Origin of the sequence: Nannocystis sp. RBIL2, assembly GCF_026626745.1 — a bacterium.
GTDB lineage: Bacteria > Myxococcota_A > Polyangia > Nannocystales > Nannocystaceae > Nannocystis.
The window spans coordinates 508,241-527,539 of record NZ_JAPNJW010000002.1; the positions used below are offsets into that span (position 1 = coordinate 508,241).

At 71.7% G+C, this 19,299-nt stretch carries 15 protein-coding genes; 6 read left to right on the plus strand and 9 right to left on the minus strand.

Annotated features, from left to right (window positions below; translation table 11 throughout):
* Window positions 1-87: 87 nt before the first annotated feature.
* The 4 genes from OV090_RS27285 to OV090_RS50955 all read right to left on the minus strand — a co-directional run bounded on the left by OV090_RS27285 (window position 88) and on the right by OV090_RS50955 (window position 5,736).
* Window positions 88-984, minus strand: coding sequence for an isoaspartyl peptidase/L-asparaginase (locus tag OV090_RS27285; protein ID WP_267707554.1), 897 nt, complete (start codon window positions 982-984; stop codon window positions 88-90).
* A complete protein-coding gene (gene ybeY / locus OV090_RS50950; RefSeq protein ID WP_267707555.1) occupies window positions 981-2,528 on the minus strand; it encodes an rRNA maturation RNase YbeY in 1,548 nt (515 codons plus the stop codon). The genes OV090_RS27285 and ybeY overlap by 4 nt, the downstream gene beginning before the upstream one ends.
* Window positions 2,525-4,405, minus strand: coding sequence for an HD family phosphohydrolase (locus OV090_RS27295; RefSeq protein ID WP_267707556.1), 1,881 nt, complete (start codon window positions 4,403-4,405; stop codon window positions 2,525-2,527). The genes ybeY and OV090_RS27295 overlap by 4 nt, the downstream gene beginning before the upstream one ends.
* A gap of 68 nt (window positions 4,406-4,473) precedes the next feature.
* Window positions 4,474-5,736 (minus strand): adenylate/guanylate cyclase domain-containing protein, encoded by a 1,263-nt coding sequence (locus OV090_RS50955; RefSeq protein ID WP_267707557.1) that lies wholly within the window; start codon window positions 5,734-5,736, stop codon window positions 4,474-4,476.
* Between the two features lie 364 nt (window positions 5,737-6,100).
* Between OV090_RS50955 and OV090_RS27305 the strand changes: the two genes are divergently transcribed.
* Window positions 6,101-7,162, plus strand: coding sequence for a KamA family radical SAM protein (locus tag OV090_RS27305; protein ID WP_346660427.1), 1,062 nt, complete (start codon window positions 6,101-6,103; stop codon window positions 7,160-7,162).
* Between the two features lie 21 nt (window positions 7,163-7,183).
* Here the strand turns inward: OV090_RS27305 and OV090_RS27310 are convergent, their stop codons facing one another.
* The 5 genes from OV090_RS27310 to OV090_RS27330 form a co-directional block, all read right to left on the minus strand.
* A complete protein-coding gene (locus tag OV090_RS27310) occupies window positions 7,184-7,789 on the minus strand; it encodes a hypothetical protein (protein WP_267707559.1) in 606 nt (201 codons plus the stop codon).
* Window positions 7,786-8,145: a hypothetical protein gene (locus OV090_RS27315; RefSeq protein ID WP_267707560.1), complete on the minus strand. Its 360-nt coding sequence runs from the start codon at window positions 8,143-8,145 to the stop codon at window positions 7,786-7,788. Before OV090_RS27315 ends, OV090_RS27310 begins: the two co-directional genes overlap by 4 nt.
* A 129-nt stretch (window positions 8,146-8,274) precedes the next feature.
* A complete protein-coding gene (locus OV090_RS27320) occupies window positions 8,275-9,948 on the minus strand; it encodes a metallopeptidase TldD-related protein (RefSeq protein WP_267707561.1) in 1,674 nt (557 codons plus the stop codon).
* A gap of 279 nt (window positions 9,949-10,227) precedes the next feature.
* On the minus strand, window positions 10,228-11,541 hold the full coding sequence (locus OV090_RS27325) for an SGNH/GDSL hydrolase family protein (protein WP_267707562.1): 1,314 nt from the start codon (window positions 11,539-11,541) through the stop codon (window positions 10,228-10,230).
* Between the two features lie 705 nt (window positions 11,542-12,246).
* Complete coding sequence (locus OV090_RS27330) at window positions 12,247-13,320, minus strand: PhoH family protein (protein ID WP_267707563.1); 1,074 nt, start codon at window positions 13,318-13,320, stop codon at window positions 12,247-12,249.
* A gap of 42 nt (window positions 13,321-13,362) precedes the next feature.
* Here OV090_RS27330 and mazG point away from each other — a divergent pair, with 42 nt between their 5' ends.
* The 5 genes from mazG (at window position 13,363) to istB (ending at window position 19,074) form a co-directional block, all read left to right on the plus strand.
* Window positions 13,363-14,286 carry a nucleoside triphosphate pyrophosphohydrolase gene (mazG, locus tag OV090_RS27335; RefSeq protein WP_267707564.1) on the plus strand — a complete coding sequence of 308 codons (924 nt, stop codon included), beginning with the start codon at window positions 13,363-13,365 and terminating at the stop codon, window positions 14,284-14,286.
* 229 nt (window positions 14,287-14,515) lie between these two features.
* Window positions 14,516-15,118 (plus strand): hypothetical protein, encoded by a 603-nt coding sequence (locus OV090_RS27340; protein WP_267707565.1) that lies wholly within the window; start codon window positions 14,516-14,518, stop codon window positions 15,116-15,118.
* Window positions 15,119-16,742: 1,624 nt separating this feature from the next.
* Window positions 16,743-17,312, plus strand: coding sequence for a hypothetical protein (locus OV090_RS27345; RefSeq protein ID WP_267702518.1), 570 nt, complete (start codon window positions 16,743-16,745; stop codon window positions 17,310-17,312).
* Window positions 17,219-18,289, plus strand: coding sequence for an integrase core domain-containing protein (locus OV090_RS27350; protein WP_267702519.1), 1,071 nt, complete (start codon window positions 17,219-17,221; stop codon window positions 18,287-18,289). The genes OV090_RS27345 and OV090_RS27350 overlap by 94 nt, the downstream gene beginning before the upstream one ends.
* Window positions 18,286-19,074, plus strand: a complete 789-nt coding sequence (gene istB, locus OV090_RS27355) for an IS21-like element helper ATPase IstB (RefSeq protein WP_267702520.1) — start codon at window positions 18,286-18,288, stop codon at window positions 19,072-19,074. Before OV090_RS27350 ends, istB begins: the two co-directional genes overlap by 4 nt.
* Window positions 19,075-19,299: the final 225 nt, after the last annotated feature.

Genomic DNA, 19,299 nt, shown 5'->3' on the forward strand with positions numbered 1-19,299 from the left:
GGGCGAACGAACGCGTGTGCGTCGACCGCCCCGTCTCCTCGCGCGATCGCCCGGTTCATCTCGCCGCGCCGGGCCAACCCACGAAGCTCAGACCGACAGGCCGGCGTCGACCGCAGCGTCGCCTCGCGCGATCGCCCAGCTCATGTGCTGGCTGGCGTGGACGACCGCCGCGGTGCCGTCCGGACGCAGCAGGACCAGGCCGACGGCGGCCCCGTCCCAGCGCGACGACACCTCGCGGACCAGGCCCGCGGCGAGCGGCGGCACGGCCTCGCCGGCGGCCCCACGGACCCGCTGCAGCGCCGCGTAGGCGAGCACGTGGGTCAAGATCGCCTCGCCCAGCCCGGTCGTCGCGCAGGCGCCGAGCTCGGGGTGGGCGTAGAGGCCCGAGCCGACCATCGGCGTGTCGCCGACGCGGCCCGGCAGCTTGTACAGCACGCCGCCCGTCGAGCCGGCCGCGCACAGATCGCCGCGCGCGTCGAGGGCGACGGCGCCGACTGTGTCCGCGCGGTTGTCGAGCTGCTGGCCGGCGCGCACCGCAGTGAAGTGGGCCTCGGCCTTGGCGGTCCACACCTCCTCGCGGCCGAAGTGGCCGACCCCGCGCTCGCGGGCGAAGCGGGCCGCATTGTCGCCGACCAGCAGACAGTGGCGCGTCTCGTTCATCACCAGCGCCGCCAGCAGGATCGTGTCGCGGACCTCGCGGACCCCCGCGACCGCGCCCGATCGCAGGTCGCGCGAGCGCATGATCGCCGCGTCGGCCTCGAACACCCCGTCGGCGTTCATGCACGCGCCGCGACCGGCGTTGAAGCCCGGGTCGTCCTCGAGCGTGCGCACGGCCGCGATCACTGCCGCCTCGGCGCTGCCGCCCGCCAGCAACACTGCCTGCCCCGCCGCCGCGGCCGCGCGCGTGCCGGTCACCGCCGACGCGCGCAGGTCCTCCGCCACCGTGCCCGCCCCGCCGTGAACCACGATCACTGGTGTCGTCACCGCGTCCTCCTGCTGCGCCGCTCCCGGCGCGCGTCGATGCCGTAGGGCCGCGGCACGTCCGGCGTGTCGGCTGCCTGCAGCGCGCGGCGCTCGGCCCGATGCATCGCCCGCGCCTCGCCGCGCCCGCCGTGGTCGTGGCCGAGCAGGTGGCACAGGCCGTGGACCGCGAGCACGGTCGCCTCGTCGATCGCGGCCGCGGCCTCGGCTGAGTGTTCGACCATGTCCGGAAGGACAGGCTCTTTCGGACCGGTCTCGATGACCAGGCCCCAAAGGACCTGTCGCTTGACACCTGTCCGTTCGGTCATGCTGGAGATGCCGAGGCGAGCCCGCGCCTGGCGCCGGACCGCGTCGACGCTGATCACGACGTCGCCCGCGACCCCCCCGAAAGCCTCGTCCGGCCCGAGCGGCCCCGCCGGGAACGACAGCACGTCGGTCGGCCCGACCTTGCCCATGTGCTCGGCGTTGAGCCGGGCGATCGCCGGATCGTCGACGAGGTGGCAGGTCACCGCCGCGTCGGCGCCGATCCCGAGCCGCCGCGCGGCACGAGCCACCCGTCGCGCGAGCGCCTGCACGAACCACCGCGCGACCTTGCGCCGCGGGGCGACGGTGAAGCGGATCCGGCCGCGACCTGGCGCGGAGGACATGTCCTCGATCTCGGCGTCCAACTCGCCTTCCGCATCGTCGGCGTCGGCGTTCGGCTCGCCTTCCTCGTCGTCGGCGTCCCCGGCCTCGGAGAGTTCATCAGCGCCGGGCCCGTCGTCCGCGCCTGCTTCGCCCTCGCGGTCCGTGTCTGCGAGCTCGTCGCTTTCCTCGCCATTGAAGGAGCCGTCAGCGTCCGCGCCACTCTCGTCGTCGTCGGAGGTGTCGTCCGCGTCTACGCCAGTCTCGTCGTCAGAGCTGTCGTCCGCGTCCACGTCGTCGTCCGCGTCCGCATCGTCGTTCTCTTCATCGGACGCGTCGTCCGCGTCCGCATCGTCGACCTCAGCGTCCGCATCGTCGACCTCATCGTCATCCGCGTCCGCATCGTCGACTTCGTCATCGGACGCGTCGTCCTCGTCGTCGGACGCGTCGTCGGACGCGTCGTCCGCGTACGCATCGTCGTCCTCGTCGACGGAGACGTCGTCCCCTTCCTCGGAGACGTCGACCTCGCCGTCGAGGGCTTCAGTTACATCGTCAGAGCTGTCGTCCGCTTCGTCGGCCATGTCCTCGTCGTCGGAGAGGTCGTCCGCTCCGTCGAGCGCGTCGTCCTCGTCGCCGGAGTCCTCGTCCGCTTCGTCGGAAAGGTCGTCGGACCCGCCCTCTGCTTCGTCAGTGATATCGCCCTCGTCGCTCGAGCGGTCATCCGCTTCGTCGGACCCGCCGTCTTCGTCGGCGAAGTCGTCCACGGCATCGGAGCTGTCGTCCGCCTCGTCGCTCAACGCCTCGCCCCCCGCGTCGTCCGAGGTTGCCTCCGCGCCGCTCGCCTCGTCCACCGGCGCGCCCCCACGCCGAGCATCGAGCCCCCCTGCTCGCGCCTCGTCATCCTTCTTCCTTCGCGTGCTCACTTGCGGCCTCCGGACAGGTCGAGGCGGTCGTAGACTCGCGCGCCGACGAAGACCTCGAGCACCACTGGGTCGAGCTTGCCGGAGCGGGCTTCGGCGTGGAGGATGTCGAGCGCCATTTGCACGGGCACCGCTTTTTTGTACGGGCGGTCGGCGGCGGTCAAGGCGTCGAAGATGTCGGCCACCGTCATCATGCGGGCCTGGATCGGGATCGCCGCGGCCGCGGCGCCGCGGGGATAGCCGCTGCCGTCCATGTATTCGTGGTGCATCCCGGCGATCTCGGGAACCCGCCTCAGCCGCTGGCCCCACGGGATCTGGCGCAGGAACTCGAACGTGTGGCGCACGTGGTTCTGCACCTCCGAGCGCTCCGTCTCGGTGAGGCTGCCGCGGGCCACCCGCAGCGCCGTCAGGTGGGCGTCGTCGAGGATCCGCAGCACCTTGTCCGGCGTGTGGCTGCGGGCCGCCGCGACCTCGTGGATCTCCGCCTCGACCGCCTCGGGCAGCAGCGCCGGCTCGTTGGCGCGGCGCACCACCTCGCGCCAGCGCTCGATCTGCAGCAGCTCCGCCGTGAACGCCCGCCGCGCCGCCTCGACGTCGATCGAACCGTCGCGCATGGCGATCAGCTCGCGCTCGGCCAGCCTCAGCCGCGCCGCCGTGCGCAGGTGGTCGAGGCGCTCCTCGACCAGAGTCAGCTCCCAGTCGAACAGCTTCTTCGCCTTGACCAGCACGTGCTCGCGCACCCCGACCTTGCCGAAGTCGTGCAGCAGCCCCGCCACCTCGATCTCGCGCAGGTCGTCGGCCGAGAACTTCACCGCCGCCAGCGGCCCGTCGGAGCGGTCGACCGCCTTCGCCAGCGCCACGGTCAGGTCGGCCACGCGCTGGCTGTGGCCGCTCGTGGTCGGGTCGCGCTGCTCGATCGCAGTCACGCTCGCGCGCACGAAGCCCTCGAACAGCGCCTGCACCTCCGCGTACAGGTTCGCGTTCTCGAGCGCGACCGCGCCCTGGGTCGCCAGCGCCAGGCAGACCCGCTCGTCGGCGGCCGAGAACGGCCGGGTGCGGCGGCCGAAGTCGGCCGGCCAGGCCAGCGGGTGGCGCCCGTCCTTGGCGTTGATCAGCTGCACCGCGCCGATCACCTGGCCCTCCGGCGCGCGCATCGGCACCGTCAGCAGCGAGCGCGTCTGGTAGCCGAAGCGCTCGTCGAACGAGCGGTCGTGGGCGAACGTGCGGCCGAGCGCGGTGCGACCTGTCTCCGAGTACATGTCCTCGAGGTTGATGATCTGCCCGCTCAGGACGCACGCGCCGACCACCGACGCGTCGGACACCGGCAGGGTGTGGTCGCGCAGATCGGCGGCGACCGAGTCGTTGTGGGCGACGCGGAAGCGCACCGTCGCACCGTCGTCCTCGACCACGTAGATCGAGCCCGCGTCGGCGCCGGTGATCGCTCGCGCGTGGCGGACGATCAGCTCGAGGACGCGACGTGGGTCGCGCTCGCGGTTGAGCGCGAGGCCGACGTCGACCAGCTGATCGGCCACGCGGCTCTGCAGGATGGCGTCGACCGCCAAGAGCGCCTCGTCGATGGCCCGCCGCAGCCGCGCCGGCGAGGTCGGCAGCGCCAGCGCGTGCGCGCGGTGGGCCGGCATCCGCCCCAGCGCCGCGGCCAGCGAGCGCTCGGGGCCGACCACCAGCACCACGTCGAACTCCGGCGGCACGAAGCCGAGCGCCTCGACGATCGCCAGCCGGGCCCGGCCGCGCCCGATCACCGCGGCGCGCAGCGTGCCGCCGAGGTCCGTGACGTACTGCACCCGACCGAACGCCGGATCTCTGGCCAGGTGCCGGAGATAGGCGAGCACGTCGGGGTAACGCAGCAGCCCCTCGTCCATCGGGCTGAGCGTACACCGGCGCGGCGCAGCGCCATGCACACCTTCGCCTGCACCACCGACGTGAGGACTCAAGACCCCACGACTGCCGGCTTTTGTGCCGGCCCCTGCAGCCAGAACACCTGCAGGTCGCCCTTGCCCTTGACCGCGATGCTGCCCCGCGGAACGCACGTAAACCGGCCCTGGAGGGCCGTGGCGACCGCCTCGGACACCTGGATCTCGCCGACCTGGCCGAGCGATTCCATGCGGCTGGCGGTGTTCACGGTGTCGCCCCAGAGGTCGTAAATGAACTTCCGCCGGCCGATCACGCCGGCGACCACCGGCCCGCAGTGGAGCCCGATGCGCACCCCGAGCGCGAGCTCGCGCGCGGCCACGAAGCGCGCGAATTCGTCCCGCATCGCCAGCGCCATCTCGGCCATCGCCGCCGCGTGATCCGCCCGCGGCGTCGGGATCCCCGCCACCACCATGTAGGCGTCGCCGATCGTCTTGATCTTCTCGAGCCCGCGCTCCCCGGCCAGCGCGTCGAAGCGCGAGAAGATGTCGTTGAGCAGCTCGACCACCACGTCGGGCGGCCGCTCCGACGCGAAGCGCGTGAACTCGGCGATGTCGGCGAACAGCACCGTCGCCGCCTCGAAGCGCTCGGCGATCGGGTGCATCTTCTGCTTGAGCTGCTCGGCCACGCGCTCGGGCAGGATGTTGTGCAGCAGCTCGTCGGCGCGCTCCTTCTCGCGCTCGAGCTGGGTCAGCAGCATCGCCGCCCGCTCCTGATTGCGCCGCGCCCGCTCTCGCGCCCGCTCGAGGCTGTCGACCGCCATGTAGAGGAACAGCGCCGACGCCATCAGGTGAATCAGGTGGACGAAGAACGGCCGCACCAGCGTGTCCACCGACTGCCGCGGCGGCAGCACCCCCGCGCTCTCGGCCAGCACGAACCCCAGCGCCGCCGCCGCCGACAGCGCCAGGTAGACCCACAGCGCCCCCGCGCGCAGCAGCAGCGCCGCCAGCATCAAGATCGTCAGGTACGCCGCCAGCGACGGACTCTTGAGCCCGCCGTCGAACCACACCGCGATGGTGACGAAGCTCCACAGAGTCACCACCAGGCCGCGGCTGACCGCGCGCACGTGGCCGCGACGGACCACCACGCGCAGGCCGACGAACAGCGCGATGACCACCAGGTTGATGCTCATCAGCGGATCGATCGCCTGGCTCGCCGCCTGAAAGACGGTCGCCGCGCCGATCGCCGCCGCGGTCGCGACGAAGATCCGGTCGAGCATCACGCCGATCCGGCGCTGCTCGTCGACCTCGCCGTCCCACACCGTCTGCTCGACGACAGGCACACGCCGAGGGTAGCGAAAGCTCGCCCCCGCGTGTTGACGCACCCGGACGCCGCGGCTAGCCTCCCGCGCGATCGTGGCCGACCGGGACGACGACGCGGAGGCGCCGCAGCGCAGCGATTCCTGGCGCCTGGACGCCGGACCCGAAGCCCGGGCATCGACCGCGTCGCGCGAGCGGGGGCCCGTGCCCCGAGCGTCCGGTCACGCCCTCGCCAGTCGCCCCGCCCCCGACGACTCGTGCCCGGCCGCGGACTCAATCCATGCTGCGGCGGCCTCCGGGCGCGACGAACCGAGCCGTGACACGGCCGTCGCCGCTGCCCAGTCCGGCGAACCGGGCCCTCTCGCAACACCCGCGCCTCGCAAGCGGCTGGAGCTGCGGCGGGCCGCCGATCTGGCCGCACTGCCGCTCGCCCCGGCCGACCGGGCCCGCGACGCCGAGGCGGCCGCCAGCTTCCACGTCAAGGCGCCGCGCCGCTACCTCGAGCTCATCGATTGGGCGGACGAGCGCGACCCAATCCGCCGCCAGGTCATCCCGAGCGCCGAGGAGTTGGTCCACGACCCGCGCGAGCGCGAGGACCCGATCGGCGACGCCGCCCACAGCCCGGTCCCGCGGCTGACCCACCGCTACCCCGACCGCGTCCTGCTGTACCCGACCTATCAGTGCGCGGTGTACTGCCGCCACTGCTTCCGCAAGGAGTCGCTGGCCGACGACGACGCCGCGACCTACACGATCGACACCCTCGAGCCGGCGCTGGCCTACATCGCCGAGCACCCCGAGATCCGCGAGGTCATCCTCACCGGCGGCGACCCGCTGATCCTCGCCAACGAGCGCCTGGAGGAGCTGCGGCGGCGGATCGAGGCCATCGGCCACGTCCGGCTGTTGCGCCTCCACACCCGGATCCCGGTGGTCCTGCCCGAGCGCATCAACCCTGGCCTGGTGGCCGCGCTCAAGGGCCGCCTGATGGTCTGCGTGGTCACCCACTTCAACCACGCCCGCGAGATCACCGAGGCCACAGTCGCCGCCGCCCGCACCCTGCGCGAGGCCGGCTTCATGCTGCTCAACCAGACCGTCCTGCTGAAGGGCGTCAACGACGACGCCGAGGCCCTGCGGACGCTGTTCCGCGAGCTGGTCTACGCCCTCGGGATCCGCCCCTACTACCTCCACCACTGCGACTCGACCCGCGGCCTGTCGCACTTCCGGACCACCATCGACCGCGGCCTCGAGCTGATGACCGCCCTCCGCGGCCACATCAGCGGCCTGTGCCTGCCCCACTACGTGCTCGACCTGCCGGGCGGCGATGGCAAGATCCCGCTCGGCCCGAGCTACGTGGCGGCGCGATCCGGCTTCGAGTGGAAGTTTAAAACTTATGACGCACGCACGCGGGATTACTCGGAAATCGTGACCGAGAACCCGCCGCGCGATCGCTGAAGCGCCCGATCTGCGGCGACTTCAGTGCGCCCCGGAGTCCCAGCGCCAGCCCGGCCGGATGAAGCCGAGCCAGCCCGCGTCGTGGACCTGCAGGCGGATGCGGGCCCGAGGGAGCATCTCCGGGTCGTCGGGCCAGTCTTCGTAGGCCTCGTCGAACTCGCGCTCGTCGACCGCATGCGCCGCCACCAACGGCGCCACCGCGGTGGCGAACACCATCGGATCGCCGGGGATGAACACGTAGGCCTGGTTGGCGTAGCCGAGCAGCCCGCCGACCGGCTCGCCGCGGAACAGCAGCGGCTCGCCGGCCAGCATCGCCGCCTCGAGCGCCGCCTGCTCCTCGGCCGTGCAGGCGACCTGGCGCCCGAAGCTCAGCTCGCGCAGCTGCCGGCAGCGCGACTCCCACGCGGGATCCTGCGCGAGAGCCTGCGCCTCCGCCCGCTCGAGCGGGCAACCGTCGACCAGGGCCGCGAACCCGCGATCGAGCAGCGACCACAGGTCGAGCACGACCGCGACCGCGAAGCCGGCGGTGTCGGGCGGCGGCCCGGCGTCCGGATGCACCGTGGTGACCCGCAGGACGACCTCGCGGTCCGCCGCCGACTCGATCTGGATGCTGTACAGCTCGCTCATCCCCTGCTCCGTTCCCGCCGCGTCGTCTCCGACCGCTCCAGCCTGACGATCCCGGCGCTCATGCCCCGGTTTCGCTGCGTCGTCCCCAGCCGGTCCAGCCAGACGAGCGCGGCGACATGCCCGACCGTCAGCCCGACCGTCGCCGCCAGCAGCCACCACGGCGTCGCCAGGCGCAACGCATCCGCCCGCACGAACGCCACTCCAGTGACGACGCCCAGCAAGGCGAGGTTGCCGACGACGTGGCTGAAGACCGGATAGCCGCCGCCGCCCAGCCAAACCGCGCCGCTGTAGGCGATCCGCAGCGACGTCTGGAGGTTCCAGACGAGGAACAGCCCGGCGAACACGAGCGGCCACATCCCTTCGAGGCTCGCAGAGGCGGCCGCCAGCGGCAACGGGTCCTCGCGGACCGGCCGGGCCGAACTGGCCGCCCCGATGACCTCGGGGCGAGCAGCACCGCGCGCCCCGAGCGGGCGCGCGGGGCCCCCTCAGTTGAGGGGCTTCTTCCGCTTGCCGCGCTCGCGCAGCCCGCCCTTGCGCCCGCGCGACCCGTCGTCGGCGAACGGCGGCGGCAGCAGCGGGTCGTGGTAGCCGGTCGTGCTGCTCTGCTGCAGCTCGAGCTCCGACAGCAGGACCGGCGGCGCGATCCCGCTGACCGGGATCGAGCCGCTCTCGGCGTAGCAGAAGCCCTGGTCGGTCTCGCGGTCGCGGCCGAACGCCGTGATCTTCTGCAGCGCGGCCAGCGGGGTGCCGATCAGCTCGACGTCGCGGATCCGGCGGACCTTGCCGGTCTGGGCGTCGACGAGATAGACCTCCGCGAGGCTGCCCTTGAAGGCCTGGAAGTCGTAGTCCGAGGTCGACGTCTCGCCGGCCAGCACGCGCTGGATGATGACCCCGTGGCGGCGGCCCTGGGCCCGCGCCAGCTCGATGAGGCGGGTCCGCAGCGCGTCCCACGACTCGCCCGAGCCCGGCGCCCCCTCGACCACCAAGGTGCCCATGCGCGCCATCGGCCGCTCGACCCCGTCGTGGCGGCCGTGGCCGTTCGAATGGTCGCTGCCGGGGATCGGGCTGCGGCTCTGCAGGAAGCCCTTCAGCACCCCGTCGTCGACCAGCAGCGTGCGCCGGGCCGCCACGCCCTCGTCGTCGACGCGGTAGTGGCCCCACAGCGGTTCGCGGCCGCAGTGCGTCAGGGTCGGGTCGTCGAACACGTGGATCCCGCGGGGCAGGATCCGTTCGCCGCGCATGCGGGCGAACGTCTTGCTCTCGCCGCGGGCGATCAGCCGCTCGCCCTCGAGGCGGTGGCCGAGCGCCTCGTGGAACAGGGTGCTCGCGGCCTGGCCCGACAACAGCGCCGGACCGATGAAGGCCCCGGGGCTGTCGGCCGCCCGCAACGCCGCCAGCTCCTCGAGCACGTCGGCCAGCAGGCGCTCGAGGTGCGCGCGTTCGGGCACCTCGTCGACCGCTCGCAGGTACAGCTGGCGCGAGCCCTCGACGTACACCCCGTCCTCGGTCAGCACCCAGCCCTCGAAGCCGAGCTGGATGTACACGTCCTCGGTGAGGACGCTCGTCCCCTCGCTGGTGACCAGCCAGCGGTGGACCCGCTCGGCCGACAGGCTGATGCTCGGGTCGTAGACCTCCGGGTGGTCGAGGAACCGCCGCGACAGCTCGACCAGCGTCTTCTCCCACTGGGCCCGCGGGAACGGGTCGTGGTGCAGCTCTTCCTTGTGGACGACCGGCCGCTCGCGCGTAAAGGAGCTGATCTCGTCGCGCAGGAACTCGCTGACGGTCGCCTTGCGGTGCTCGTAGTAGTCCTCCAGCGCCTCGTCGAACTTGATCTGGGTCAGCTTCCACAGCCCGATCTGCAGCGCCTGGAGGTTGAGGTCGTCGGGCGCGTCGACCCAGTCGCTGCTCTCGCGGTCCTCCGAGCGGTCGCCGAGGCCGCCGTCGATGACGTTGTCGAACTTGTGGCTGCCGACCCGGACGTCGGCATAGAGCTGACCGGCCGTCGACTCGCGCGAGCGCAGCAGCGCCCCGTGGGCCGCCCGCAGGCGCAGCGCGTGGACCCGGCGCAGCGAGTACTGCATGAAGTACGGCCGGGGCGAGCCGGGCACCACGAGGCCCCCCATCGACCGCTTGAGCTCCCGCTGTAGGACCTCGAGCACGGCTTCGGGGTCCGGTAGGGGTTGATTCGGGTTGTAGGGCGGCGAAAGACGCGATACGGCGGTCATTGGGGTGTCCGGGGGGGCTGGGCCTTGCACGCATAGCCGTGCCCGGATCCCAAGGCAAGCAACCCCGCCTGGCCCCCCTCAAACCCTCCCGGCAGCCCGCGGCGACCGATGCGCGCCGGTACGCGTGACCGGACGCGTCCGAGGGGCCGGGCGTGAAAACGCGCAGCGCGCGGCTTCGCGCGTCGCCCGCCGCGCACTTTCGCGGCGAACGCGCTACTCGTCGATGACCGCGGTGAACAGGTCGGCGATGACGGTGTGGCCTTGCGCCGTGGGGTGGATGCAGGTGAGGTCGAACCAGTTCTGCTGGCCCGGGCCGCGGTAGCACGGCGCGCTCGGGTCGCCGGCCTTGAAGCCGTGGCCGCAGAAGTTCTCGAGCATGAAGACCATGTCGGTGCCGGTCTCGACGGCGACGCTCATGAACTGCTCGTTGAAGCCGACCATCACGTCGATGAGCTCGGCCGGGTTCTGCCACGGCTTGTCGAACCCGCCGAGGCCCGCCGCCGGGCAGGCCATGAGGTCCGCGGTGCCGTCGGTGAACTCGTAGACGTTGGCGAACACCAGGAACACGCCGTTCGGGAACTTCGCCGGGTCGTCGACGAACCAGTGGGCGGTCTGGCGCAGCAGGTCGGCCGCCTCGGCGGCGTTGGCCTTGACCTCGTCGAGCGGGGTGCCGTTGGCCCCGTCCTTGGCGATCGCGGCGATGTCGTTGCCGCCCATGGTGGTGATGACAAGCGTCCGCTTGTCGAACATGTCGGGCGGGAAGCAGTCGTCGACCTGGTTGCCGGGCGGCAGGAAGTCGTCGGTGCGCGCGCCCCACTTCGAACACGACACGAAGTCGCCCGACTCCTTGACCAGGGCGACGCCGTCGATCGGGTTGACCTGCTTCCACAGCGCGTTGGGCGGGGTCAGGCCGAAGCGATCGACCAGCACGTCGGCCAGCTTGGAGCGGTAGTAGTCGTCGCCGAGCGCCGGCGGGGTGCCGACGGTGACCGAGTCGCCGATGAACACCACGCGCTCGATGTCGGTGATGTCCTGGTGGTTGGTGCCCTTGCAGTGCGAGCCGATGATCGGGCCGAACTGATCGTAATCGAGCTTCAGCGCGGTGTCGGGGTTGGCGAAGCCCTCGAGCAGACAGTCGGAGTCGGACGGCTCGCCGGTGGTGCCCGTGGTCTCGTCGCCCGTGGTGTCCGAAGTCGTCGAGGTCGAGGTCGTCGAGGTCGTGCCGTCGGTCGAGGTCACCGGGCTCGTGGTGCCGGTGGTGCTCGTGGTGCTGGTGGTCTCGTCCCCGGTGGTCGGCCCGGTGGTCGTCCCGTCGGTCGCGCTGTCGGTCGCGCCCTCGCTGCCGCCCGTCTCGGTGGGAGGCGCCTCGTGGGTCGGATCCTGACCGCTGGTGCCGAGAGTGTCGGTGCCCGTCTCGCTGCTGGTGTCCCCGCCGGTCGGCGCGGTCGCGCTGGCGTCTTCGGTCTCGCCGCACGCCGGCGCGCCGACGGCGAGGAGGAGGGCGAGGAGGCCCGCAGGCCGCGGCAATGTGACAGCGAGACGACAGTCGTAGTTCACCACGTCACACTACTCGAACGGCCGCGAGCCGATCCACACAAAACCGCGACGCGGTCGTGACACCCTCCGGGGTCTGGAGCCCGAGGACACCTGCCACGCCCGGCGGTCTTCATGCACGCAGCCCCGTCGCCGCAGCCCGCGATGCCTCGCATGAAGCGGACGTCATGCGGACGCCCCAGCGAGGCATGCCACTTCACTCACGAGCCGCAGCGCATCCTCGGCCCGCGTCACCCGTGGCCTGGCGCTCCGCGACATGCCGGAACCATCCCTTGTGCTGCCGAGTGAGGCCTCTATACGCGCTCTGCGGCGACGGCGAACCGCGACATGCCGGAACGTCCCTCGCCCTGTCGAGTGAAGCCGCCCAGATGACGGCGCGCCGCGACCCGCCGAACGTCCCCGACACGCGCACTCGCAGACGGCGATCCGAGACATGCTGGAACCGTCCCTCGCGTTGCCGCGTGAAGCTCGACAGGCGCCTGCCCATGGCCAGGCAATCCTCCAGCCGCGGAAGATGCATCTCCGACACGGAGACCCGGCACCGGCCTCGATGTCCGCCGCTTCGACGCCGCGCCGTGACGCCCCGGGCGGCGGCGTCGAGTCACCCGCGGCAGTCGGCGCCGCGCCCTCGGCTCTCGCCGCATCGACGCCCGTGCGAGCGCAGGCGAACGCGCGAGCTCAGGAGCGGCCTTCGCCTGCGCCGTCGTCGTCGGCCGGGGCCTCGGCGGCGTCGCGGGGGGCCTCGGCGTCGCGGGGCCCTTCGGTCGGCCGCCCGGGCTTGCCGGTGGTGGCGCGGCGGCGCTGATCCTCGCGGTCGTAGGCGAGGATGATGCGCTGGACCAGCTGGTGGCGCATCACGTCGGTGTGCGTGAAGCTGCAGAACGCGATGCCATCGACCCCGCGGAGCACTCGCAGCGCGTGACCGAGGCCGCTGCGCTTGCCGTAGGGCAGGTCGTTCTGCGTCGGGTCGCCGGTGACGACCGCGTGCGTGCCGGCGCCGATGCGCGTCAAGAACATCTTCATCTGCTCGGGCGTGGTGTTCTGCGCCTCGTCGAGGATCAGGAACGTCTCGCTGAGCGTCCGCCCGCGCATGTACGCCAGCGGCGCGATCTCGATGATGCCCTGCTCCATCATCCGCATCACCTTCTGCACGTCGAGCATGTCGTGCAGCGCGTCGTAGAGCGGGCGCATGTACGGGCTGACCTTCTCCTCCATCGTGCCGGGCAGGAAGCCGAGGCTCTCGCCGGCCTCGATCGCCGGACGGGCGAGGATGATCCGCCGCACCCGCTTGTCGAGCAGCATGCGCACGCCCATCGCCACCGCGAGGTAGGTCTTGCCGGTGCCGGCCGGCCCGACCCCGAAGGTCAGGTCGAAGCGGCGCAGGCAGTCGACGTAGTGCTTCTGCGCCAGGCTGCGCGGGGCGATCGGGCGCCCGCTGCCGCTGCGCGGGATGATCGTGTCGTCGAACAGCGAGCGCAGGTCGACCCGCGGCTCGTTGCGCATGACCTCGAGCGCGCGCGGCAGGTCGCCGGGGTGAATCGGCGTGCCGGCGCGGGCCATCGCCACCATCTGGCGGAGCAGGCGCTCGACCAAAGCGGCCGCGCCGTCGTCGCCCTCGATCGTGACGTCGCCGCCGCGGACGTGGAGCGTCACCCCCGCCGCCCGCTGCAGTTCTTCCATCGCTTGCCCACCGACCGAGCCGAGGACGAGCTGGAGGGGGACCTGATCTTCGAAGCTGAGTCGGATGGTCACTGGGGGGTTCAGGCGTGAGCCGCCCGTGGTAATGGGCTGCCAGTGAAGCTACCACGCGACCCTTCGGAGGCAAAGCCGGACTCGCCGGCGGGCGCGGCCGAGCCCGCCGGACCGGATCACCGCGCCCTCGGCCTGCGCGACGGCCTCGACGGCCTGCGCGACCTCATGGACCGCCTGCTCGCCGACCCGGGCGGCTGCCCGTGGGACCGGGCCCAGACGCTCGACACCCTGCGCCCCTACCTCATCGAGGAGGCTTATGAGGTCCTCGACGCGCTCTCCGACCCGCAGGCGCACCGCCGCGAGCTCGGCGATCTCCTGTTCCAGATCGTCTTCCAGTCGGCCCTGCGCGAGCGCGAGGGCGCGTTCGACCTCGGCGACGTCGTCGCGGCGATCCGCGACAAGATGATCCGCCGACACCCGCACGTGTTCGCGCCGACCGCGGAGGACGCGCCGCGCGACGCCGACGACGTCGCTCGCCAATGGGCCCAGCTCAAGCGCGCCGAGAACATGTCCGAAGGGACAGAGCGCGGCCCGGCCCGCCCGCTCGCCGGCGTCCCGCGCTCGCTGCCGGCGCTGCAGCGGGCGTGGCGGCTGCAGGACAAGGCGGCCGCCGTCGGCTTCGACTGGCCGACGATCCAGGGCCCGGTCGACAAGATCCGCGAGGAGTGGGAAGAGCTCGAGCGAGCGCGCGCCGAGGGCCAGCCGAAGGCGATCGAGGAGGAGTTCGGCGACCTGCTGTTCGTCCTCGTGCGCTACGGCCAAAAAATGGGCATCGCCGCCGAGGACGCGCTGCGGGGCACCTGCGCCAAGTTCGAGGCGCGCTTCGCCTACGTGATGGAGCGCTGCCACGCCGCCGGCATCGAGCCCGAGGCCGCGGGGCTCGAGCGACTCGACGGCTGGTGGGACGAGGCCAAGGCGCGGGCGCGCGCCGGCGGATCCGAGTCGGATGTCTCAAAGGACAGCTGAACTTCAGCCTGCGCGAGCGCGGCGGACCGATCGGCCCGCCGCGCCCCGTCGCCGGTAGTCGCCGCCAGCGGGCGGTAGAACGAGTCCCAGGCGCGGGCGCGCGCCGGCGAAGCCGACGGGCCGGATGTCCCGAAGGACAGCCGAGGCCGCGCGGCCGCGATCACAGCCGAGCCCGCCGCGCCTTCGCCCGCGCTGGCCCGCTCCTCGCCGTCCGCTATGCTGGCAAGAGATGGCTCCCCCCCAGATGAGCGCGTATCGCCGCTGCGAACCCGACGAAGAGTCGCTGGTTCCGGCCGCGCAGCGCCCGCTGGGTGAGGCCTGCGACGCCCTCCACCTCGCCCTGCTGACCCTGGAGAGCCAGGACGCCGAGGACAACCCGGAGCGCACCGCGGCCCAGGCCCGCAGCTTCCTCGCCGAGGCCGTCAACGCGCTCAACCGCGCCCGCGTGTTCGTGCCCGGCGTCTTCAGCCACACGCCCTCGGTCATCGCCGCCAGCGAAGCCGAGCCGGTGGTCGAGCTGGCCCGCCTGCATCAGATCGCCACCCGCCTGCTCTGGTACAACCACCGCTTGCTGCCGGCGCGCATGCAGGGCCCGCTGCAGCCCGAGGACGAGGCCCAACTGGCGACTCTGGTCCGCGCCCTCGGCCGCACCGCCCGCGCCGCGCGGGCGCTGCGCCACGCCTGGATCGCCGCCGCCGCGATCCTGGCCGTCCTCCTCCCCCTGGGCCCCTTCGCCATCGGCCTGGGCCTGGTCAGCTGCTTCGCCCTCGTGTGGCTGCTGCAGGCGGTCTCGGCCCTGCGCGGCAGCCCGGCACTGCCCGAACGGGTCTGAGGAGGCCCGCAGCGGCGTCCGGCCTTCGCGCGAGGCGTGCGAGGCGGCGCGGGCAAGCTCTGCATGCTTTCAGGCCGGCCGCGCCGAGAAGCCGCGCGGGTGCCATCGATGCTTCGTCAGGTGCCTGGCGCGCCTGGGAGGCCGCGCGAGCGCCGTTCTTGCTTGTTGAGTGCCTGGATGGCCGTGCGAGCGCCATTTCAACCTTTTGAGTGCCTGTCGCCGCCCGAGCGCCCTGCCTACGTCGTGAGTGCCTGTCGCGCCAGCCCTCGAGACCGGCCCGCGGAACCGCCACGACCACCCGGCGATCGCCGTCCGCAGCGCCGCCTGCTCGAGAGCACGCGACGACCTCGTGCGCACAGAGTCGGCCCGCTCGCAGCAGCATCCTGCTCGCCTCAGCACCGCGCTCTTGCCGATTGCCCCGCCGGGTCCTCGCAAATCGGCTCTGGCCCGCAGCCCCGTCCGATGCCCTGAGCTCGCGGCGCCGACCTCCCACGGCATAAACCACTGACCAGGTCGTCGCAGGTCGGAGGCGCACCTGCAGCACCCTGCTTGGCGCCCGTCGAGCCCGTCCGATGCCCCTGCCGCTGCCCTGAGCTCGCGGCGCCGACTCCTGCCGCGCGGCTCGCCGACAGCGTCGGGGCAGGTCGGAGCAGGACCCGCAGCGCCCTCCGTTTCGCCAGTTCGTCGAGCCCGTGGCGCCGACGCATCGCGGCAGCCGCCCTGCTTCGATCGCCTCGTCGTGGTCGACCCGCGAACCTCCGCCCGGCATTCGACGCGCCCCGCACTCCCTCGTCGGTGCCCCTGCAGATCTCGCTCGCAGCCTGCCCCCGCGTTGCGCGTCCGCCGCGGCGTTTCGCGTCCCTCGCCGGGCCGGCACCAGACCTGTCTCAAAGGACATCCCGCAGTTCGCCCCACGCCCCTCGCGGCCGCGGCGCACTTCGGAAGTGCAGCGGACGTCTGCGTGGCCCTGTGCCCATGATTTTCGCCACCCGCGCTCGTGGCGGCGCCCCGTCGCCGGCAGCCTCAAGATGTCTCTCGAGCCATGTCTTGAAGACCATCCAAGGACGCATGCGGCGAAACTTTCATCTGCCCGTCACGGCCTCACGACCGCGGCACGGCATGTCCCTTCAAACATGTTTGAAAGAACGCACGCAGGCGCCACACGACGGAGCCGCATCCCCGTCGCCTGATGCCCGCCCTCTCGCTGCAGCTCGCAACGTTCCCCGCCCGCTCGAGCCCGCGAGGGCAACCTCTCGCCCCCAGCGGCTCGCCTCTCGCTGCTGCTCGCATCGTTCGCCGCCTGCTCGCGCCCGCGAGGGCAACCTCTCGCCCACAGCCGCCCGCCTCTCGCTGCTGCTCGCATCGTTCGCCGCCTGCTCACGCCCGCGAGGACAACCTCTCGCCCACAGCCCGCTGTCAGTTCTCAGCAGCAATCCCCCCTTCGGGGGCGAATTTCTCACCACCTTTCCCCCCTCTGGGGACCGAGTTTCTCAGCATCTTTCCCCCCTGCCGGGGGCTGAGTTTCTCACCACCTTTCCCCCCTGCGTGACCGAGCGGGTACCCCGCTCCCGAGTCCGGCGAGGAAGCCGGGCGCGAGGAGCCCATGGCGTACCGAGAGGTCACGATGATCGAGATCAAGGAAGTTCTAAGGCTGAGGCTTCTCGGCGTCGCCAAGAAGCGGATCGCCGCGCAGTTGCGTCTCGATCCGAAGACCGTGCGGCGCTACCTCGAGGTCGGTGAGGCGCACGGCGTCGTCGCCGGCGGTGGCCGCGAGCAGCTGACGGATGCGCGGCTGGACGCCGTGATCGCCGAGCTGAAGAAGCCGGTGCCGCACGAGCATGGCGAGGCGTGGCGGGCATGCGAGCGCGAGCGGACCTTCATCGAGGGGCATCTCCAGCACGACGTGCGGCTGACCAAGATCCGCAAGCTACTGCAGCGGCAGGGAGTCGTCGTGCCGTACGCGACGCTGCACCGCTTTGCCACGCAGCAACTCGGCTTCGGCAAGAAGGCGGCGACGGTGCCGCTCGTCGATGGCAAGCCCGGCGACGAGCTGCAGAGCGATCCCGGCAGTGTCGGGATGTACGAGCCGACGGCAGCGGCGTGCGGCGCAAGATCAAGGTCCTCGTCTTCTCGCCGAACGTGTCGCGCTACCGCTTCGTCTATCCGATCGAGCGCGAGACCGTCGAGGAGGTGATCGCAGCGTGCGAGGCCGCCTGGGCGTTCTACGGCGGCGTCTTCCGGACGCTGATCCCCGACAACCTCAAGGCGATCGTCCAGCGCGCCGACCCGATCGAGCCGCGGCTGTGCGAGGCCTTCCTCGAGTACGCGCAGGCACGCGGCTTCGTGATCGACGTCGCGCGGGTGCGCAGGCCGCAGGACAAGGCGCGAGTCGAGCGAGCGGTCCGCGACGTCCGTGACGACTGCTTCGGCGGTGAACGGATCCGCGACCTCGCGGCCGCACGGGAGCGTGCCGAGCGATGGTGCCGGGACGAATACGGCGCGCACCGCCACAGCACCACCGGTCGGATGCCGCGCGAGCACTTTCTCAATGTCGAGGCGCCGGTGCTGCTGCCGGCGCCGGAGCAGCCCTACGACGTGCCGCGGTGGTGCACGCCGAAGGTCGCGCGCGATCACTTCGTCCAGGTCGAGCGCGCACTGTACTCGATGCCCACGCGGCTGATCGGTCGCACGCTGCAGGCTCGAGTCGATCGCAGCAGCGTCCGCTTCTACGATCGGAGCACGCTGATCCGGATCTGTCGGCGGCTGCCGCCCGGCGGCCGCAGCATCAACCCTGAGGACTTCCCGAAGGAGAAACGAGCCTACGCGATGCGTGATATCGAATTCTTGCAGAAGCAGGCCGACGAGCTCGGCCCCAACATCGGCGCGTACGTACGGCGACTGCTGTCCGGCCCGCTGCCTTGGACCAGCATGCGCACCGTCCACGGCGTGCGTGGCCTCGCCGAGCGCCACGGCGTCGCCGTCGTCGATCGCTGCTGCGGCATCGCACTCGCGGCCGACATGCTGAGTCTGAAGCGCCTTCGCGCCATGGTCGAGCGCGACGTGAAGCCCCAACCCATCCCCCTCGACCGGCCGACACCGCCGGCGAGATTCCTCCGACCCGCGCAGATCTACGCGCTCTCGGCCAACACCAAGCATGGAGAACCGTCATGACCGATACCATCTCACATGACCTTAAGGCCATCCTCAAGCGACTCAAACTCAGCCCCCTGCTATCGACGCTGCCCGAGCGGCTCGCCCTCGCACGCCAGCAGAAGGTCCCTCACCAGGACTTCCTGCTGACGCTGCTCACCGACGAGGTCAGCCGCCGGGACAGCATCTCCGCCCAGCTCCGCGGCCAGAAAGCGCGTCTCGATCCCGAGCACCAGCTCGAGGGATGGGACAGCACCACTCGGGTCCACTTCGATCAAGAGCTGTGGGCCGAGCTCTGCTCGCTGCGTTTCGTCGAGGCTCGCGCTCACGTCGCGCTCGTCGGCCCCGTCGGTGTCGGCAAGACTTTCCTCGCGCACGCCCTGGGCAACGCCGCCTGCCGCCGTCAATACAGTGTCCTCGCCTACCGCTGTGATCGATTGCTCAAGAACCTCCGCCACGCTCGACTCGACGGCTCCTACGACGCCGAGCTGCGCAAGATCCTCGCCGTCGACGTGCTGATCCTCGACGACTTCGGCCTCGACGCGATGGACGCGACCGAGAGCCGCGACGCCTACGAAATCTTCACCGAGCGTCACCGCCACGGCTCGATCATCGTCACCTCGAACCGTGGCCCTGACGAATGGCTCGCAGTCTTCGCCGACCCCGTCCGCGCCCAGGCAGCGATCGATCGCTTCACCAGCAACGCCTACGACCTCGTCATCGAAGGCGAGTCGTACCGAAGCCGCCAGAAACCCTCGCTCACCCGTCCGCCGAAAACTGGATCCCGCTCGCGCACGCGAGCATGATCCCCCTCGTCACGCAGGATGGACCAAGGGGGAAAGGTCGTGAGAAGGCCGGGGTCCCATGCTGGTGAAAACCGACACAGCCCGCCCGCTCTCTCGCCCATGCCCGCCACGTTCGCCGCCTGCTCGCGCTCCCGCGGGGAGCCGTTCTTGCCCCACGAGCGGCCCGCGCACCCTCGGCGCGACTTGCACGGCCGATCTCTCGACCGCCGCGCGCCACCTCACATG